Annotated in this window: 16 protein-coding genes; 7 read left to right on the top strand and 9 right to left on the bottom strand. The window is 60.4% G+C overall.

The genetic code is table 11. The features are described from left to right. Positions 1-3 precede the first annotated feature (3 nt). From RS9916_RS07965 to RS9916_RS07955, 3 genes are read right to left on the bottom strand one after another with little or no spacing between them, the layout of a single operon-like run. Entirely contained in the window at positions 4-591 is a 588-nt protein-coding gene (locus RS9916_RS07965) for a nicotinate-nucleotide adenylyltransferase (protein WP_007098830.1), read from the bottom strand. After that, positions 588-1,946, bottom strand: coding sequence for a GTP-binding protein (locus tag RS9916_RS07960; protein WP_050752314.1), 1,359 nt, complete (start codon positions 1,944-1,946; stop codon positions 588-590). The genes RS9916_RS07965 and RS9916_RS07960 overlap by 4 nt, the downstream gene beginning before the upstream one ends. Then, on the bottom strand, positions 1,943-2,956 hold the full coding sequence (locus tag RS9916_RS07955; RefSeq protein ID WP_007098828.1) for a CNNM domain-containing protein: 1,014 nt from the start codon (positions 2,954-2,956) through the stop codon (positions 1,943-1,945). Before RS9916_RS07955 ends, RS9916_RS07960 begins: the two co-directional genes overlap by 4 nt. A gap of 11 nt (positions 2,957-2,967) precedes the next feature. Here RS9916_RS07955 and RS9916_RS07950 point away from each other — a divergent pair, with 11 nt between their 5' ends. After that, positions 2,968-4,344, top strand: a complete 1,377-nt coding sequence (locus RS9916_RS07950) for an aminopeptidase P N-terminal domain-containing protein (RefSeq protein WP_007098827.1) — start codon at positions 2,968-2,970, stop codon at positions 4,342-4,344. A 16-nt stretch (positions 4,345-4,360) separates the two neighbouring features. On the opposite strand, the gene RS9916_RS07945 is transcribed toward RS9916_RS07950, so the two are convergent. Beyond that, positions 4,361-5,122, bottom strand: coding sequence for a TIGR01548 family HAD-type hydrolase (locus tag RS9916_RS07945; RefSeq protein ID WP_071961560.1), 762 nt, complete (start codon positions 5,120-5,122; stop codon positions 4,361-4,363). A 109-nt stretch (positions 5,123-5,231) separates the two neighbouring features. Here RS9916_RS07945 and RS9916_RS07940 point away from each other — a divergent pair, with 109 nt between their 5' ends. After that, positions 5,232-5,735, top strand: coding sequence for a 30S ribosomal protein PSRP-3 (locus tag RS9916_RS07940; RefSeq protein WP_071961604.1), 504 nt, complete (start codon positions 5,232-5,234; stop codon positions 5,733-5,735). A gap of 222 nt (positions 5,736-5,957) precedes the next feature. Continuing rightward, on the top strand, positions 5,958-6,614 hold the full coding sequence (locus RS9916_RS13535) for a M23 family metallopeptidase (RefSeq protein WP_232199554.1): 657 nt from the start codon (positions 5,958-5,960) through the stop codon (positions 6,612-6,614). Between the two features lie 36 nt (positions 6,615-6,650). Here the strand turns inward: RS9916_RS13535 and RS9916_RS07930 are convergent, their stop codons facing one another. The 3 genes from RS9916_RS07930 to atpD all read right to left on the bottom strand — a co-directional run bounded on the left by RS9916_RS07930 (position 6,651) and on the right by atpD (position 9,822). After that, the gene (locus RS9916_RS07930; protein ID WP_038023483.1) at positions 6,651-7,703 is read right to left on the bottom strand and encodes a CapA family protein; all 1,053 of its coding nucleotides are present in this window, start codon (positions 7,701-7,703) and stop codon (positions 6,651-6,653) included. 179 nt (positions 7,704-7,882) lie between these two features. Continuing rightward, positions 7,883-8,284 carry an ATP synthase F1 subunit epsilon gene (gene atpC / locus RS9916_RS07925; protein WP_007098821.1) on the bottom strand — a complete coding sequence of 134 codons (402 nt, stop codon included), beginning with the start codon at positions 8,282-8,284 and terminating at the stop codon, positions 7,883-7,885. A 77-nt stretch (positions 8,285-8,361) separates the two neighbouring features. Then, on the bottom strand, positions 8,362-9,822 hold the full coding sequence (atpD, locus tag RS9916_RS07920) for a F0F1 ATP synthase subunit beta (RefSeq protein ID WP_007098820.1): 1,461 nt from the start codon (positions 9,820-9,822) through the stop codon (positions 8,362-8,364). 251 nt (positions 9,823-10,073) lie between these two features. Here atpD and groES point away from each other — a divergent pair, with 251 nt between their 5' ends. The 3 genes from groES to RS9916_RS07905 all read left to right on the top strand — a co-directional run bounded on the left by groES (position 10,074) and on the right by RS9916_RS07905 (position 12,599). After that, positions 10,074-10,385, top strand: a complete 312-nt coding sequence (groES, locus tag RS9916_RS07915) for a co-chaperone GroES (protein ID WP_007098819.1) — start codon at positions 10,074-10,076, stop codon at positions 10,383-10,385. Positions 10,386-10,504: 119 nt separating this feature from the next. After that, positions 10,505-12,139, top strand: coding sequence for a chaperonin GroEL (gene groL, locus RS9916_RS07910; protein WP_007098818.1), 1,635 nt, complete (start codon positions 10,505-10,507; stop codon positions 12,137-12,139). A gap of 94 nt (positions 12,140-12,233) precedes the next feature. After that, the gene (locus RS9916_RS07905; RefSeq protein ID WP_038024366.1) at positions 12,234-12,599 is read left to right on the top strand and encodes an MscL family protein; all 366 of its coding nucleotides are present in this window, start codon (positions 12,234-12,236) and stop codon (positions 12,597-12,599) included. A 110-nt stretch (positions 12,600-12,709) separates the two neighbouring features. Here the strand turns inward: RS9916_RS07905 and secG are convergent, their stop codons facing one another. Then, complete coding sequence (gene secG, locus RS9916_RS07900) at positions 12,710-12,940, bottom strand: preprotein translocase subunit SecG (RefSeq protein ID WP_007098816.1); 231 nt, start codon at positions 12,938-12,940, stop codon at positions 12,710-12,712. A 21-nt stretch (positions 12,941-12,961) separates the two neighbouring features. Then, a complete protein-coding gene (gene gpmI / locus RS9916_RS07895) occupies positions 12,962-14,593 on the bottom strand; it encodes a 2,3-bisphosphoglycerate-independent phosphoglycerate mutase (protein WP_038023480.1) in 1,632 nt (543 codons plus the stop codon). A 136-nt stretch (positions 14,594-14,729) separates the two neighbouring features. Here gpmI and pyrR point away from each other — a divergent pair, with 136 nt between their 5' ends. Then, entirely contained in the window at positions 14,730-15,281 is a 552-nt protein-coding gene (pyrR, locus tag RS9916_RS07890) for a bifunctional pyr operon transcriptional regulator/uracil phosphoribosyltransferase PyrR (protein ID WP_007098814.1), read from the top strand.

The raw sequence follows: 15,281 nt of genomic DNA, 5'->3' as shown, positions 1-15,281 counted from the left end.
CCTTCAGCGTGCGGCGGGATCGGACGTTGCGCTGAAACCGTAGAACCCTTGCTTCTGCAGCAGGGGCCTCAGCACAGCAGGAATCTGGGAGGCATCGTGATTGCGTCTGGCGTTGGAGCTGGCGGTGCCAGGGATCTTCAACGGCAGTAGTTCCACTTCCGCACCCTTGCTCTGAAGTTGGTGGATGGCGTCATCGGCTATGGGCCACCCTTCCCTGGGCACGATGGTGATGCGGCAGTGCCTCACGAGTTGGTCGGCATCTTTCCAGCGCAGAATCTGATCGGCCAAGTCGCTGCCCACCACAAAGCTCAGGTGGTGATCGGGCCACAGTGCTTCAGCGCGCCTCAGGGTCGTGATCGCCCAGGGACTGCTCAACTCCTGCACCTGGCTCAAGCGGGGATTGTCGATGGCCTGCACCAGGGTCTTCAGCAGGCTGCAGCGTTGCGCCAAGGGCAACGCATGCCGTTTGCCAGGGTTGTCACTGGCCCAGGTCACGACCCGGTCGTGGTGGTCCAGCAATTGCTCTAGCAGGGCCTGATGACCGCAGGTGGGAGGGTCGGCGCTGGTCCCCAGCAAAGCGACCGTGGTCATGGCAACACATCCGCCAGACCTGACTGCTGCGCTGGGCGAGGCCAGTCCTGCAGGAGCAAACGCAGGGTGTGATCACGGCCGGCAAGGCGCCGCAGCAGGGAGGCGGGCACCGGTTGGCTGCGGCGACCACGGCCTCGTTGTTCCAGGAGCCAGCGGGCGGTGAGCTTGCCGGTGCGCCGGGTGGTGTGAACCGCCAAAGCGGCCTGGGCAAGGGCGACCGGTGCAGCAGGCGCCAGGCTGAGGCCGGCGGTGAAGGGAGCGGCTGCGAGGAGCAGCTGACGCACGCCACTCAGGGCCGCCTGAATCCCAAGCTGGGCTCCTCCGATCAGGGCGTTATGCCCCGTGAGTCGTTGCAGAAGTTGCCGGGCCGCTGGCCCTCCCATGGGGAGTTCATAGAGCTGGCAGAGCTGCATCACCAGTGCGGTGTCGCAGGCCATCCCACCGGCCAGGTCGAGCAGCACCATCGGATTCACAGCGACGCCGGTGGCCTTGATGGCAGCAAAGCGGCCGATCATCCCCTGGGCATCGCGGCGGCGGTGCTTCAGGCGTGCCTGTTCGATCTGGTGCTGCAACCGTTCGGCCTGTCGCAGCGCATTGAGGGTGAGCAGGGCGGGACCCTGAGCGTGCAGGAGTTCCTGGAGCTTGTCGCGCAGTAAGGCGATGCGGGGGGATTGCCGCGCACTGCGCACGCGGCCGTCCTGGAGCTGGGTGGCTTGACGTGGTGCCGCTGCCACCGCTAGTGGTTCGCGCAGGCCTTGTCCGGCGAGAGCGCCGCAGTGGGCCTTGACGCGGCGGCCGATGCTTGCCACCAGCAGGTTGCGCTCGTCGTCCGACCAGCAATCGCTGCGGTTCAGCACCGTTAGCACCGGTTTGCCGCTGTCCACCAAGGTCTCAAGGGCCTCGAGTTCCACACGGCTGATGTCGGCATCGAGCACCAGCAGCACCAGGTCGGATTGAAGAGCCACCCGTGCCGCCAGCCGTCCCCGGGCCGCCGCCGACACCTCATCGATCCCGGGGGTGTCCACCAGCTCAACCCGTTGCAGGCCTTCGATGCGTTGCGGCCAGGTCACGGCTTGTTGATGTCGGGTGCAGCCATGGGCCACATCAGTGGCCATGCGCTCTTCCCCCAAAAGGGCATTAACCAAGCTCGACTTGCCCACTCCCACGCGGCCAAACACCGCCACTCGGAGGACGCGATGGTGCAGGCGCTCCAGCTGCCGGTCGAGGCTGGCAAGGCTGCCGGCCAGCAGGCTGCGTTCACGCCCGCTCAGCACGAGGTCACTCCGCCAGTGCTGGAGCCAGAGAAGGCCTCGCTCCAGGGTGGTTTGCGGGGCTTCAGTCGCTGTGCTGCTCACGGGGCTGCCCCCGGAGTAGCGGATTTGCGCCACCAGCCGGCCAGCACCGCCAACACAGCCTCCGCACCGATCACGCCAACAAAGCCGCCAAATTCATCCACCACCACACGCACCCCGCTGTTGTCGCGCCGGAAGCTGGTGAGCAGTCGGTCCACCCGGATCATTTCGGGCACGAACTCGACGGGCTCGGCCAGATCGAGGGCGGTGAGATGTCCCTTGTGTTCCAGTAGAGCGGTCAGCAGATTCTCTCGGCTGGCGACGCCCAGCACGTTGTCCACTTCCTTGCCGAGCACCACCCACCAGGGGGAGGCGTTGTCGACCAGTTGTTGACGCAGCTGATGCAGGCTTGCGTTGCAGGCCAAGGTGGGGGCGGCAACCCGAGGGGTCATCAGCTCCCTGGCCGTGAGGTCGTTGAGTTGAAACACCTTGGCGATCATCGCCGCTTCATCCGCTTCGATCTGCCCCTGTTGCGAGCCCAACCGGGCCAGCAGGCGGATTTCGTTTTCATCCGTGCTGAGTTCGTTCTCTTCGCTGATGGCAGGCAGCAGACGCTCGAGCAGCAGCACCAGTGGGCGCATGATCACTCCTAGGGCCTGAAGGACTGGCGCACTGCTGAGGGCAACGGGGATCGCGAGGCGGGTGCCGAGCGCTTTGGGAAGGATCTCCCCCAGCAGGATCACCAGCACGGTGAGCGCAACTGAAAACAGTGGTAAGGCGATGTCGCTGAACTGTTGTTCCTTGAAGACCCGGGCAGCCCAGCCGCCCAACATCATGCTGCCGAAAATATTGAAGGCATTGTTGGCAATCACCAGCACCGAAAGAGTGCGGCCGAGCCGTTGACGCAGGCGCTGCAGGGTGCGTGCGCCGGCCACGGGTTTGCTGCGACTGGCCAGTTCGTGCAGACGAACAGGGTTCACCGACAGCAGGGCTGCCTCCACACCGGAGCAGAGGGCGGAGCCGACGAGCACCACCACCACCATCAACAGCAGGATCAGGAGATCGGAGCTCATGGCGGGACGCTTTGCCTGCCATCCTGACGGAACCCCGTCGCTCTGTCTTCGCCGTGATCGATCAGCACTGCCATGCCGAGCGGCGTCAGCGTTTCCTTGATCTTTTGGGTGATGCCGCTGCGGTGATTCCGGCTGCGCCTCTGGTCACCCACCATGCCGATTGCGAATGGCCGTTCCGCCAGAACAGCGACTTCTGGTACCTCACCGGATTCGATGAGCCGGATGCGGTTGCCTTGCTCCTGCCCCATCGTCCGGACGGGGAGCGTTACGTGCTGTTTGTGCAGCCCCGCGAACCGGGGGCTGAAGTCTGGACCGGGCGCCGCTGGGGTGTCGAGGGGGCGATGGAGCATTTCGGGGCCGATCTTGCCCATCCCCTGGAGGATCTGGCGGAGCTGTTGCCGCACTATCTCGAGGGTGCCGAAGGCATCGCCTTCCGGGTTGGTCATCATTCCAAGGTGGAACCTCTGGTGCTTCAGGCCTGGGGGACGCAGCTCGACCGGCAGCCCCGCACCGGTGCTGCAGCACTGGCTTTGGTGGCCCCCTGCCCGTTGCTGCATCGTCTGCGCCTCGAGAAAACTCCGCAGGAGTTGGAGCGTCTTCGGGAGGCCTGCCGGATTTCCGCTGAGGCCCATGAACTGGCCCGGCAGGCCGCCCAGCCAGGAATGGGGGAACGCCAGATCCAGGCGCTGATTGAACAGCATTTTCTGGCTGCGGGTGCGCGTGGCCCGGCCTATGGATCGATCGTTGCCGGTGGGGATAACGCCTGCGTTCTGCACTACATCGCCAATAGCGCCCAGCTCCGTGACGGCGATCTGCTGCTGATTGATGCTGGATGCTCCCTCAGCGATTACTACAACGGCGACATCACACGCACCTTCCCCGTGAATGGTCGCTTCAGTGGTGAACAGCGAGACCTTTATGACCTGGTGCTTGAGGCCCAGATCGCAGCCGTGGCGGCTGTGGCCCCTGGCGGAACGGCAGAACAGGTTCACGACACCGCCCTGCGGGTGATGGTGGAGGGGTTGCTGGATCTCGGCCTGCTGAGCGGCGACGCCGATGGTGTGATCGAGCAGGGTGCCTACCGCCACCTCTTTATGCACCGCACCGGCCATTGGCTCGGCCTCGATGTGCATGATGTTGGCGCGTATCGCCTTGGGGACCATCCCGTGAACCTGGCACCAGGCATGGTGCTGACCGTCGAGCCAGGTCTTTACGTGAGCGACCGCTTGCCGGTTCCCGATGGCCAACCTGCCATTGATGACCGTTGGAAGGGCATCGGCATTCGTATCGAAGATGACGTTGCCGTGCGGGATTGCCAGGAGGTGGCTTGTGGACATGAGGTGCTGACGGCCGCGGCGCTGAAGGCCACAGCCGATATGGAGCGTTAAGGCCTTTTCGCGCTCCTCAATCCAGCTGGTCCACCCATCCCAGGACCTCCTGGGTGCAGCTGAGGATCACATCAGCGCCGGCCTTCATCAGTTGATGTTCGTACTGGTCCCTTGCTGCAACCTGTTGAGGGGTTTGCAGGTGGGGTGGTACAACCGCCAGGCTCACAAAGCGTTGCTCTGGGTGTTGGGCTCGGGCGCGCACAACAGTTTCCACGTCAGCCACGGTGTCGCCCAGGTAGGCCACTGGTGGGGCTGTCGCAGAAAACGGTTGGTTCAGTAATGCGTTGGCGAGGGTGAGCAATCCGGTGGGGTCGGGCTTGTCGGGGGCATCGCCCATGGCGATGAGCGGTGGATCGCTGAGCGTGAGACGAGTGGAGAGCAGGAAGCGGGCGGAGGGGGGTTCAGCGCCGCTCACGAATCCCCAGGCGACGTCTTTGCCGCTCAACGCCGTGAAGAAGGTGTCGCTGACCAGCAGTGGCTCGTCGCAGATGTAGCCATCCCAGGCCGAAGGATCCCCCTCCGGATCAGATCCGAAATAGAAGCGACTGAAGACGTCGATCAGAGCATCACGCTCCGGCAGGGTGCCCAGTGCGGAGGGATGGCTGGCCTGGCGCCGGCGCAGAAGTTCAAGGCTGGCGTCCCAGTCGTTGTTCCAGCAACCTTCTCCCTTCAGAGCATCGATGCAGGCGGCCTCCGGTCGCCAGCCGCTGTAGTGCTCAACGGTGGATTGAAGGGCGCGTCGATAGCTTGCCCCCACATCGCGGATCACACCGTCGATGTCAAACAGCAGAAGACAGCGGGGCGCGGGGGTTGGCCGTTCCAGAGGGAATCAGGGTTCAGCGGCTGGTAGGTTAGTTGTTTGTCGTGATTTCTTGAGCGCTGACACCATGACGGTTTCCGAAGGCGCTGCCGCCGACCAGGAGGTCGCCACCGCAGCTGCAGCAGCCGATTCGGCTCCCCAGGACGCGCCTGCAGCCGGCTCTGAGGAGGCCAAGGAAGGCCGTCCGGTGATGCGCGGCGGCAGTGCTGCTTTGGCATCCGCCACCATCGATGCCGATGGCGTTCCTTCCGGCTACACCCCCAAGGCCGATGAGGGTCGTTTCCTGCTGAAGATTCTTTGGCTGCCCGACAACGTCGCCCTGGCTGTTGATCAGATCGTGGGTGGTGGCCCCAGCCCTCTGACCGCCTATTTCTTCTGGCCTCGTGAAGATGCCTGGGAAACCCTCAAGGGTGAACTGGAAGGCAAGAGCTGGATCACCGATAACGAGCGTGTTGAAGTGCTCAACAAGGCCACCGAGGTGATCAACTATTGGCAAGAAGAGGGCAAAGGTAAGAGTCTCGATGAGGCCAAGCTGAAGTTCCCTGATGTCACCTTCTGCGGTACCGCCTGATTCTCAGCATCGTTTTTGATTGAAGAATGGCCTGCTGCGTGCAGGCTTTTCTTTTGTCTGTAGACGGCTCTTGTTTGCGCGTCTTAAAGCGACACTTGTCTCGTCTTTTTGTCTGGATGTCAGGCGAAGAGTGTTTGGTTGATGCGTAGTTTGATCTCGAAACGTTTTCTGTTGATACCAGCGGCTTTCGCTGCAGCTGGGGTATCTGGTCTCTACGACTTGATGCCAGGGTCTCCTGCTTTGGATCCCAAGCCTGTCCAGGCATCGTCGAGTCGGGCGCGTCTCACGGTGGAGCTTGAAGAAGCGCTGCTGATGGGTTCGCTTGAGTCCGGGAGTGAAGATCGGCCGTCGTTGCTGCGTCCACTCAGTCGCTGTGATGCTGGTTTGGATCCGGTTGCAGACATCATGGATGGTTCAACCAGCACGCGCTCTGCCTGTGGATCAGATGTGTTTGTCCAGCATTTTCTGAGCTTGTTGCTTCCAGGGCCTGAGGAGCATGCTCCTGCTCAGGGTGATTTCACGTCAGGGTTTGGGTGGCGTTGGGGGCGCCAACATCGCGGCATTGATATTGCCAATGCCGTTGGAACACCAATCCATGCTGTTTGGGCTGGTGACGTGGTCAAAGCGCAGTGGTCAGGAGGCTATGGCTTAACGGTTGAGATCCGCCACCGTGATGGCTCGCTCACCCGGTATGCCCATTGCAGCCGGCTGCTCGTGGGTGTTGGTGAGCGTGTGACTGCTGGTCAGATTATTGCTGAGATGGGAAGCACAGGGAATAGCACTGGGCCCCATCTTCATTTTGAGGTGATCAACGAGGCGGGTGTTGCCATTGATCCAGTGCGTAAGATCAAATCGATCGCAATGTTGGCTCGATCTTGACCGAGCCGCCTGTCTTTCGACCCTGACATCCGAAAATCAATGCAGCTTTCTTGTTCCTGTGTTGATGCATGTTGTGCCGTCGCAACTGACCTTTAGAGCGTTGGCCTTGAGAAGCTTGGGTTCTTTACTGACGGGGTCGATGGTCCAGGTTGTTTGAAGCACTGCATTGTTGGGTTGGGCGGCAAGGCTTGGGTGGATGAAGTTTCCAAGGCTTGTTGCGAGAATTTTCTTACCGTGTTTCGTGTTGACAACCTCAATTGTTTCGGCGATGTGAGGGCCAGTGCCGATGGCGATGTCCACAAGGTCATCTTGTATCCATTGCCTTAAAATCGCTTTCAGTGATTGGTGGGAACTTTTGTTCCAGCTATGGAGTGCGAGAATTCTCAGGCGTTTCTTGTCGGCAAAAGCTTGCTTTTCTTTGGATAGATTGATTGTGCAAGAGATATTGGCGCAGTGGCTTCTGTTCCCTCCTGCATAAGCACTTAGGAATGTCACGGGGACTGTGCCCTGCTTGAGAGTGATCTCTTTTTTGGCTGGCTCTTCGCGTTCATTCGCAAAAACGCCACTGAAAACTGTATTAGGATGGCTCTTTTCAAGCTTGCTGATAAAGCGGTGGGTCTGGATTGGGCCGTTCCCTTCTCTTGATTTGACGCAGTCGAAGCTGTGATTATTGGCTAACCCAATCGCGTTGAACCCCAGCTTGATGGCGTCTTCAAGCTCCCGAGGATGAGTGAGAAATGCGTATGTGCTTGGGGAGTGGCTTGCCCAGAACTGGTCACACTGTGTTCCGATGCTTGTTTCCCAGTTGATGTAATTAATGTCTCCCAGTGTATTTTGCTTTTGGTTGAAGCGGTCAAATGCTTTTTTAAAGCCGGCGCTGTATGGAGCTCTTGCCGTATGCGTTTCGGCCCATCCCGCATCACCGAATGCTGTAAATGTAAATTCTGTTGGGCGCGTGGTTTGAGGCTTGCTGGCGACTCGGTTGCTCGTTGGCGCGTTGGTTGTTGCCTCTTTGGAAAAGGCGTCTTGAGCGGTCGCCGAAGCTGCGACTGCAATGATTCCAGCGGCAAAGAAGGCTTTATTGTTCACGTGCCTTGCAATCAAGTGCTTTGAGTTTAGGCTCTTTCGCTTCGCTGGAATGATTGATTCAATTCAGATGCAAGAGTTGCATCGCAATGGTGTGAAAGCCTTGTTTGCTGCGTGAAGTCGTTGCTGAGGCATTAAAAAAGCCCCGGAGTGGGGCGTTTTTAATGCCTTGAGGGAAAGCCTTACTTGCTGGCTTGGGCGCGAGCGCGGGCACGGTCGTAAGACTGTTGTGCCTTCACTTTTTCGGGTGAAGCGGGCTGGCCTTCAAGCCGGGTCACTTCAGCTTTGGCCTTCTCCAGTTCAGCCTCAGCAGTGCTGCTGTCGATGCCGCTGCCCAATTCGGCAGCGTTCACCAAAACGGTGACATCGTCGGATTCCACTTCAGCGAAGCCGCCCATCAGAGCGATGGATTGCCATCCGTTGTTGTTGCGAACGCGAAGAACGCCAACATCAAGGGCTGCCAGAAGGGACACGTGCCCAGGAAGAATGCCGAGCTGGCCGGTGGTGCTGGGGAGGATGACCTCGTCAGCGCTGCCATCAAACACGCTCTGGTCGGGCGCCAGCACGCGGAGGGTGAGGGACATGGGGAGTCAGAACGTGGGTGCGAAAAAAGCCTGGATCAAAGGAATTGAGGACGTCTGCTGACGTCCTCGTGTCTTGATCAGCCCTTGGCGTCAGCTGCGATCTTCTCAGCCTTGGCCTTCACTTCCTCGATGTTGCCCACCAGGTAGAAAGCCTGCTCGGGCAGGTGGTCGAGCTCGCCGGCGAGAATCTGGTTGAAGCCACTGATGGTTTCTTCCAGCTTCACGTACTTGCCAGGCATGCCAGTGAAGATCTCAGCCACAAAGAAGGGCTGGGAGAGGAACTTCTCGATCTTGCGAGCGCGATCCACAGTCTGACGATCGTCTTCGGACAGTTCGTCGAGACCCAGAATCGCAATGATGTCCTGGAGCTCTTTGTAGCGCTGCAGGGTGGACTGTACGGCGCGAGCGGTGCGGTAGTGCTCATCACCCACAACCGCGGGCTGGAGCATGGTGCTGGTGGAATCGAGGGGGTCCACAGCGGGGTAGATGCCCTTGGAAGCCAGGGCACGGTTCAGCACCGTGGTGGCGTCGAGGTGGGCGAAGGTGGTGGCAGGAGCGGGGTCAGTGAGGTCGTCAGCGGGGACGTAGACGGCCTGGATCGAGGTGATCGAACCTTCCAGGGTGGAGGCGACGCGCTCCTGAAGAGCGCCCACGTCGGTACCCAGGGTGGGCTGGTAGCCCACAGCCGAAGGCATGCGGCCCAGAAGCGCGGACACCTCGGAACCGGCTTGCACAAAACGGAAGATGTTGTCGACGAACAGCAGCACGTCCTGCTTGTTCACATCGCGGAAGTGCTCAGCCATGGTGAGAGCCGACAGGCCGACGCGCATGCGGGCGCCGGGGGGCTCGTTCATCTGGCCGTAGCAAAGGGCCACCTTGGACTTGGACAGGTCTTCGGAGTTGATCACTCCGGATTCCTTGAATTCCTCGTAGAGGTCGTTGCCTTCGCGGGTGCGCTCACCCACACCGCCAAACACAGACACGCCGCCGTGCTCTTTGGCGATGTTGTTGATCAGCTCCTGGATCAGCACGGTCTTGCCCACGCCGGCACCTCCGAACAGGCCGACCTTGCCGCCCTGGCGGTAGGGAGCCAGGAGGTCGATCACCTTGATGCCGGTCTCGAAAACCTTGGGCTTGGTCTCAAGCTCGGTCAGCTTGGGGGCTTCGCGGTGGATCGGGGCTGTGGCTGTGGCCTTCACAGGGCCCTGCTCGTCAACGGGCTCACCCAGCACGTTGAAGATGCGTCCGAGCGTGGCTTCACCAACGGGCACGGAGATGGCTGCACCGGTGTCAACGGCTTCCATGCCGCGCACAAGGCCGTCGGTGCCGCTCATGGCAACAGCGCGCACGCGGTGGTCGCCCAACAACTGCTGCACTTCTGCGGTCAGTGCAACGTCTTCACCAGCAGTGTTTTTGCCTTCAATCCGAATGGCATTCAGGATTTTGGGCAGCTTGCCGGCAGGGAATTCCACGTCCAGAACCGGACCGATCACCTGGCGGACAACACCCTTGGTACCGGCGGTAGCAGCAGCAGCCATAAGAGAGGAAGAATTCGAGGGAACGGAGCAACCAATTGCTCTGAAGGCATTCCCTTCCTGAGCGGCGCAACGATACCACCGCAACCGGCAGCTCAGCACGGTTCGGTCACCCGCACGCTCAGGTGCTGGTCGGACCCCATCGCAGACACATAGGTTGGCACTCGTCGACCTTGAGTGCCAGGCGCTTTCTTAAGTGCTTCTCTGTCGATGCACGGCGCCTGGCGCCTTCGTTTCTGCTTCTGCAATCAACCATGGCTGCTGTTTCCCTCAGCGTCTCCACCGTCAAGCCCCTCGGAGATCGCATCTTCATCAAGGTGTCTGCCTCTGAAGAAACCACTGCCGGCGGCATTCTTCTGCCTGACACCGCCAAGGAAAAGCCCCAGGTGGGTGAGGTGGTCCAGGTGGGTCCTGGTAAGCGCAATGACGATGGCAGCCGTCAGGCTCCTGAAGTTGGTGTTGGCGACAAGGTGCTCTACAGCAAGTACGCCGGTACCGACATCAAGCTCGGTGGTGATGAATACGTTCTGCTGTCCGAGAAGGACATCCTGGCTGTCGTCAACTGACGCCTCGTCGACTGACGCGTCGACAGCTGAGAGCTCGCCTGTTGCGCCGACGTTGTCACTGCCGGCTTCTGGACTGAAGCCAAAGATTTTTTCACTAACCCAAATTCAGATCGCCCCCCATGGCCAAGCGCATCATCTACAACGAGAACGCCCGTCGCGCTCTCGAGAAAGGCATCGACATCCTGGCGGAGTCCGTTGCTGTCACCCTCGGCCCTAAAGGCCGCAACGTGGTGCTGGAGAAGAAGTTCGGTTCTCCTCAGATCATCAATGACGGCGTCACCATCGCCAAGGAGATCGAGCTCGAGGATCACATCGAGAACACCGGTGTGGCTCTGATCCGTCAGGCAGCTTCCAAGACCAACGACGCTGCTGGTGACGGCACCACCACCGCCACCGTTCTGGCCCACGCCATGGTGAAGGCGGGTCTGCGCAACGTGGCGGCCGGCGCTAACGCGATCACCCTTAAGAAGGGCATTGACAAGGCCTCCGACTTCCTGGTCTCCAAGATCAAGGAGCACGCCAAGCCGATTGCTGACAGCAATGCCATCGCCCAGGTGGGCACCATCTCTGCAGGCAACGACGAAGAAGTCGGCAAGATGATCGCCGATGCCATGGACAAGGTTGGCAAGGAAGGTGTGATTTCCCTCGAAGAGGGCAAGTCCATGGAGACCGAGCTTGAGGTCACCGAGGGCATGCGCTTCGACAAGGGCTACATCTCCCCCTACTTCGCCACCGACACCGAGCGGATGGAGGCTGTTCTTGACGAGCCCTACATCCTCCTCACCGATAAGAAGATCGGTCTGGTGCAGGACCTGGTGCCTGTGCTCGAACAGATCGCCCGCACCGGCAAGCCTCTGCTGATCATCGCTGAGGACATCGAGAAGGAAGCCCTCGCCACTTTGGTGGTGAACCGTCTGCGCGGTGTCCTCAACGTGGCTGCTGTGAAGGCTCCTGGCTTCGGCGACCGTCGTAAGGCCATGCTCGAAGACATGGCTGTGCTGACCAATGGTCAGCTGATCACCGAGGACGCCGGCCTCAAGCTGGAGAACGCCAAGCTTGAAATGCTCGGCACCGCCCGCCGCGTGACCATCAACAAGGACACCACCACCATCGTTGCCGAGGGCAATGAGGCTGCTGTTGACGCTCGCTGTGAGCAGATCAAGAAGCAGATGGACGAGACCGACTCCACCTACGACAAGGAAAAGCTCCAGGAGCGCCTGGCCAAGCTGTCCGGTGGTGTGGCCGTGGTGAAGGTGGGTGCAGCCACCGAAACCGAGATGAAGGACAAGAAGCTTCGTCTCGAAGACGCCATCAATGCCACCAAGGCAGCTGTTGAAGAGGGCATCGTCCCCGGCGGCGGCACCACCCTGGCCCACCTGGCACCTGCTCTTGAGCAGTGGGCTGCAAGCAACTTGTCGGGCGAAGAGCTGATCGGCGCCAACATTGTGGCGACCGCTCTGACCGCTCCCCTGATGCGCATCGCCGAGAACGCCGGCGTCAACGGTGCTGTTGTGGCTGAAAACGTGAAGGCCAAGGCCTTCAACGAGGGCTACAACGCCGCCAATGGTGAGTACGTCGACATGCTGGCCGCCGGCATCGTCGATCCCGCCAAGGTGACCCGCTCCGGTCTGCAGAATGCCGCTTCGATCGCTGGCATGGTGCTGACCACCGAGTGCATCGTCGCTGACATGCCCGAGAAGAAGGAAGCTGCTCCTGCCGCTGGCGGCATGGGTGGCGGCGACTTCGATTACTGATCGTCAGCCCGCAACGGTTTCAATGCTTCGCCCCCGTGCAAACGGGGGCTTTTTCATGCTCGTGTTGCAATGGACGCCTGCTGATTTCAGGCTGATGCTCGCTTTTCGTCGTTGGCTCCGTGAGTTCACGGAGTTCTTCTTCCAGAAGGGCAACGCTCTCAATCTGGCGATTGCGGTGGTGGTGGGTACCCAGTTTCAGCAGATTGTGGATGCCCTCACGAAAGACCTGTTGATGCCCTTGCTGAATCCTCTTATTCGCAATGGTGGCTGGGACAAATGGGTGATCCCCTATGCCGGTGGTGAGTTGCGGATTGGCAACGCGATCAACGTGTTGCTGAATTCGGTGATTGTGGGTTGGGCCCTGTTTGTGATCGTGAAGGCGATCAATCGCTCCCAGCGTCTGGCTTCAGCGGGACTCGATCACATGCGAGGGGATGTGGAATCAGATAGCGAGGACTGAGCGCCTCAGGCTGTGCTCTTGGTGGACTCCCAAACAAAAAGCCTGGGTTGCGACACCCAGACTTTTGGGGGAACTTGGACTCGCTGATCCGCCGTGCGGGCAGGATCGCTTCAGCTCAGCCAACCGGCGCTGAGGATCACCGCCAGGGTGAGGAATACGGCCAGACAGGTCCAGGTGATCCGGTTGAGGGTTGCTTCTGCGCTGCTGGCGCTGGTGAACATGGAGCTGCCACTGGCTGCAATTCCCCCCATGCCATCACCCTTTGGGCTGTGAAGCAGCACCAGAAGGATCAGCAGCACGCCACTGCCAATCCAGGTCCAAGACAAGACAGTGGTGAGCATCGGTTCCGAGGTGTGGGTGAATCAGACCGGCTGAGGGAGTCTGGCGCTCAACGGCGACAGAGTCTCGATCGCTTCGATCAATGTGGATCCTGACATGGCCTTGGGTTTCGGCAGACCCAGGATCTGAAGCAGGGTGGGAGCAATGTCAGCAAGCCCTCCGTTCTCGCGTAAGCGGATGGAGTTGCCCATGCCAGCCAGCTTGCGTTTCTCTCCTTCTACAAGGATGACGGGCACTGGGTTGGTGGTGTGCGCCGTCCAGGCTTGACCATCGGGACCTTCCATCAGTTCGGCGTTCCCGTGATCAGCGGTGATCAGAAGAGTGCCTCCCATGCGGCCAACGGCATCAAGCAGTCGCCCAATGCAGTGGTCCACCGTTTGGATGGCTTCGGTGGCGGCGGTCATCACGCCGGTGTGCCCCACCATGTCTGGATTGGCGTAGTTGATCACCACCAGGGAGTACTCACCGCGCTCAATGGCGGCGATGCAGCTGTCGGTCAGCACATCGGCAGACATGGCTGGAGCTTCGTCGTAGGTGGCGACGCGTGGCGACGGCACCAGATGCCGATCTTCACCAGCCAGGGGTTGTTCGATGCCTCCGTTGAGGAAATAGGTGACGTGGGGATACTTTTCGGTCTCTGCGGTGCGGTACTGCTTCAATCCGTGTTCGGAGACCACTTGCCCCAGCAGCTGGTCGAGCGATTCGGGTGGGAAGGCAATGGTGACGGGGAGTCCCGCTTCGTATTGGGTGAAGGTCACCACATCGAGCCGTGGTTTGTGTTGGCGTTCGAAGCCAGCAAAACCGTCGACGGTCAGGGCCTGAACCAGTTGGCGGGCCCGGTCTGGGCGGAAATTGAACACCACCAAACCATCTCCATCCTTCAGGAAGGCGTCACTCAGGCGCACTGGCTCTAGGAATTCATCCGTGACTCCTGCGTCGTAGCTGTTCTGCAGGACCTCGCTCACAGGGGCGTTGCTGCAGCCGAGGGATGGATCAGTGAACAGGGAATAGGCCTTGGAGGTCCGCTCCCAACGCTGATCCCGGTCCATGGCCCAATAGCGACCGCAGAGACTGGCGATCTCCCCCACTCCGGCGGTTTGGATCGCGTCTTCAACCTGTTTCAGGAAGGTGGGAGCGCTTTGGGTGGGTGTGTCACGACCGTCGGTGATGGCGTGGATGGCGACCCGTGCGATTCCTGCTTCTGCAGCCCAGCGCAGCAGGCCGCAGAGATGGTCCACGTGACTGTGGACTCCACCGTTGGAACAGAGCCCCATGAGGTGAAGGGTCCCACCATTGGCTTGAAGGCTTTGCGCCAGTTGGGCCAGTGCAGGCGTTTGAGCAAGTTCGCCCTGGCGAACGGTTTCAGAAATTCGCACCAGTTCTTGGCGGATGATGCGTCCCGCTCCGATGGTCAGATGCCCCACTTCTGAATTGCCCATCTGTGCATCGGGCAGCCCCACGTGGGCACCGCTGGCCTGGATGAGGCTGTGGGGATAGGCATGCCAGAGCGCATCCATCACTGGAGTGGATGCATGGCGGATGGCGTTATGGGTTTCGCTGTCACGGTGTCCCCATCCATCCAGGATGGCGAGAACCACTGGGGCTACTCCGGACTTACGGCTGAGGTCCTTATCACTGCTGGTCGTCACATGCACCCCGCGCTATCTGTTCTTAAGAGCTTCTCCATATTCAAGTTACCTCCAGAAGCTCCGTTCAGGAGGTTCGGTTCGGGGTCGGTCAGCTTTTGCTTACTGCAACACCCATACACTGAATGGCCTCAGCGACAGCTTGATGTCTGCCTCTGCCAGGCCCGAGAGGGTAGAAATTCTGTCCGCTCAGGATTTGGCCCGCACGGTTCAGCGCTTGTCCAGCCAAGTGTTGGAAAGTGTCGATCGCAGTCAGGATCTCTTGTTGTTGGGCATCCCCACGCGTGGGGTGCATCTGGCAAGTGTTCTTGCCCGTCAGCTTGAGGCGCTGACCGGCCATGCCCTGGCCAAGGGAACCCTTGATCCCACCTTTCATCGCGATGACCTGGAGCGTGTTGGGACACGCATGGTTCAGGCCACTGACCTGCCGATCAGCATCGAGGGCCGGGATGTCCTGTTGGTGGATGACGTGATCTTCACAGGACGAACGATCCGAGCCGCTTTAGAGGCCATTCAGGCCTGGGGACGGCCCCGCAAGGTGATGCTGCTGGTGATGGTCGATCGCGGTCATCGCGAGTTGCCGATTCAGCCCGATTTTTGTGGTCGTCACGTGCCGACCCGCCGCAGCGAAACGATCGAGCTGCGGCTTCAGGATGTGGATGGTGAGGAGGGTGTGTATCTGCGCCAGGTGCAATGA

The sequence above is a fragment of the Synechococcus sp. RS9916 genome (assembly GCF_000153825.1).
Lineage (GTDB): Bacteria > Cyanobacteriota > Cyanobacteriia > PCC-6307 > Cyanobiaceae > Synechococcus_C.
Note: the sequence above shows the minus strand (reverse complement) of the source record. Positions and strands in the feature narration are given on the sequence as shown.

Coding starts and splice junctions, on each gene's coding strand:
- groES (WP_007098819.1), top strand. CDS start 10,074: ATGGCTGCTGTTTCCCTCAGCGTCTCCACCGTCAAGCCCCTCGGAGAT.
- groL (WP_007098818.1), top strand. CDS start 10,505: ATGGCCAAGCGCATCATCTACAACGAGAACGCCCGTCGCGCTCTCGAG.
- RS9916_RS07955 (WP_007098828.1), bottom strand. CDS start 2,956: ATGAGCTCCGATCTCCTGATCCTGCTGTTGATGGTGGTGGTGGTGCTC.
- atpD (WP_007098820.1), bottom strand. CDS start 9,822: ATGGCTGCTGCTGCTACCGCCGGTACCAAGGGTGTTGTCCGCCAGGTG.
- pyrR (WP_007098814.1), top strand. CDS start 14,730: ATGTCTGCCTCTGCCAGGCCCGAGAGGGTAGAAATTCTGTCCGCTCAG.
- secG (WP_007098816.1), bottom strand. CDS start 12,940: ATGCTCACCACTGTCTTGTCTTGGACCTGGATTGGCAGTGGCGTGCTG.
- RS9916_RS07905 (WP_038024366.1), top strand. CDS start 12,234: ATGCTCGCTTTTCGTCGTTGGCTCCGTGAGTTCACGGAGTTCTTCTTC.
- RS9916_RS07940 (WP_071961604.1), top strand. CDS start 5,232: ATGACGGTTTCCGAAGGCGCTGCCGCCGACCAGGAGGTCGCCACCGCA.
- RS9916_RS07965 (WP_007098830.1), bottom strand. CDS start 591: ATGACCACGGTCGCTTTGCTGGGGACCAGCGCCGACCCTCCCACCTGC.
- RS9916_RS13535 (WP_232199554.1), top strand. CDS start 5,958: ATGCCAGGGTCTCCTGCTTTGGATCCCAAGCCTGTCCAGGCATCGTCG.
- atpC (WP_007098821.1), bottom strand. CDS start 8,284: ATGTCCCTCACCCTCCGCGTGCTGGCGCCCGACCAGAGCGTGTTTGAT.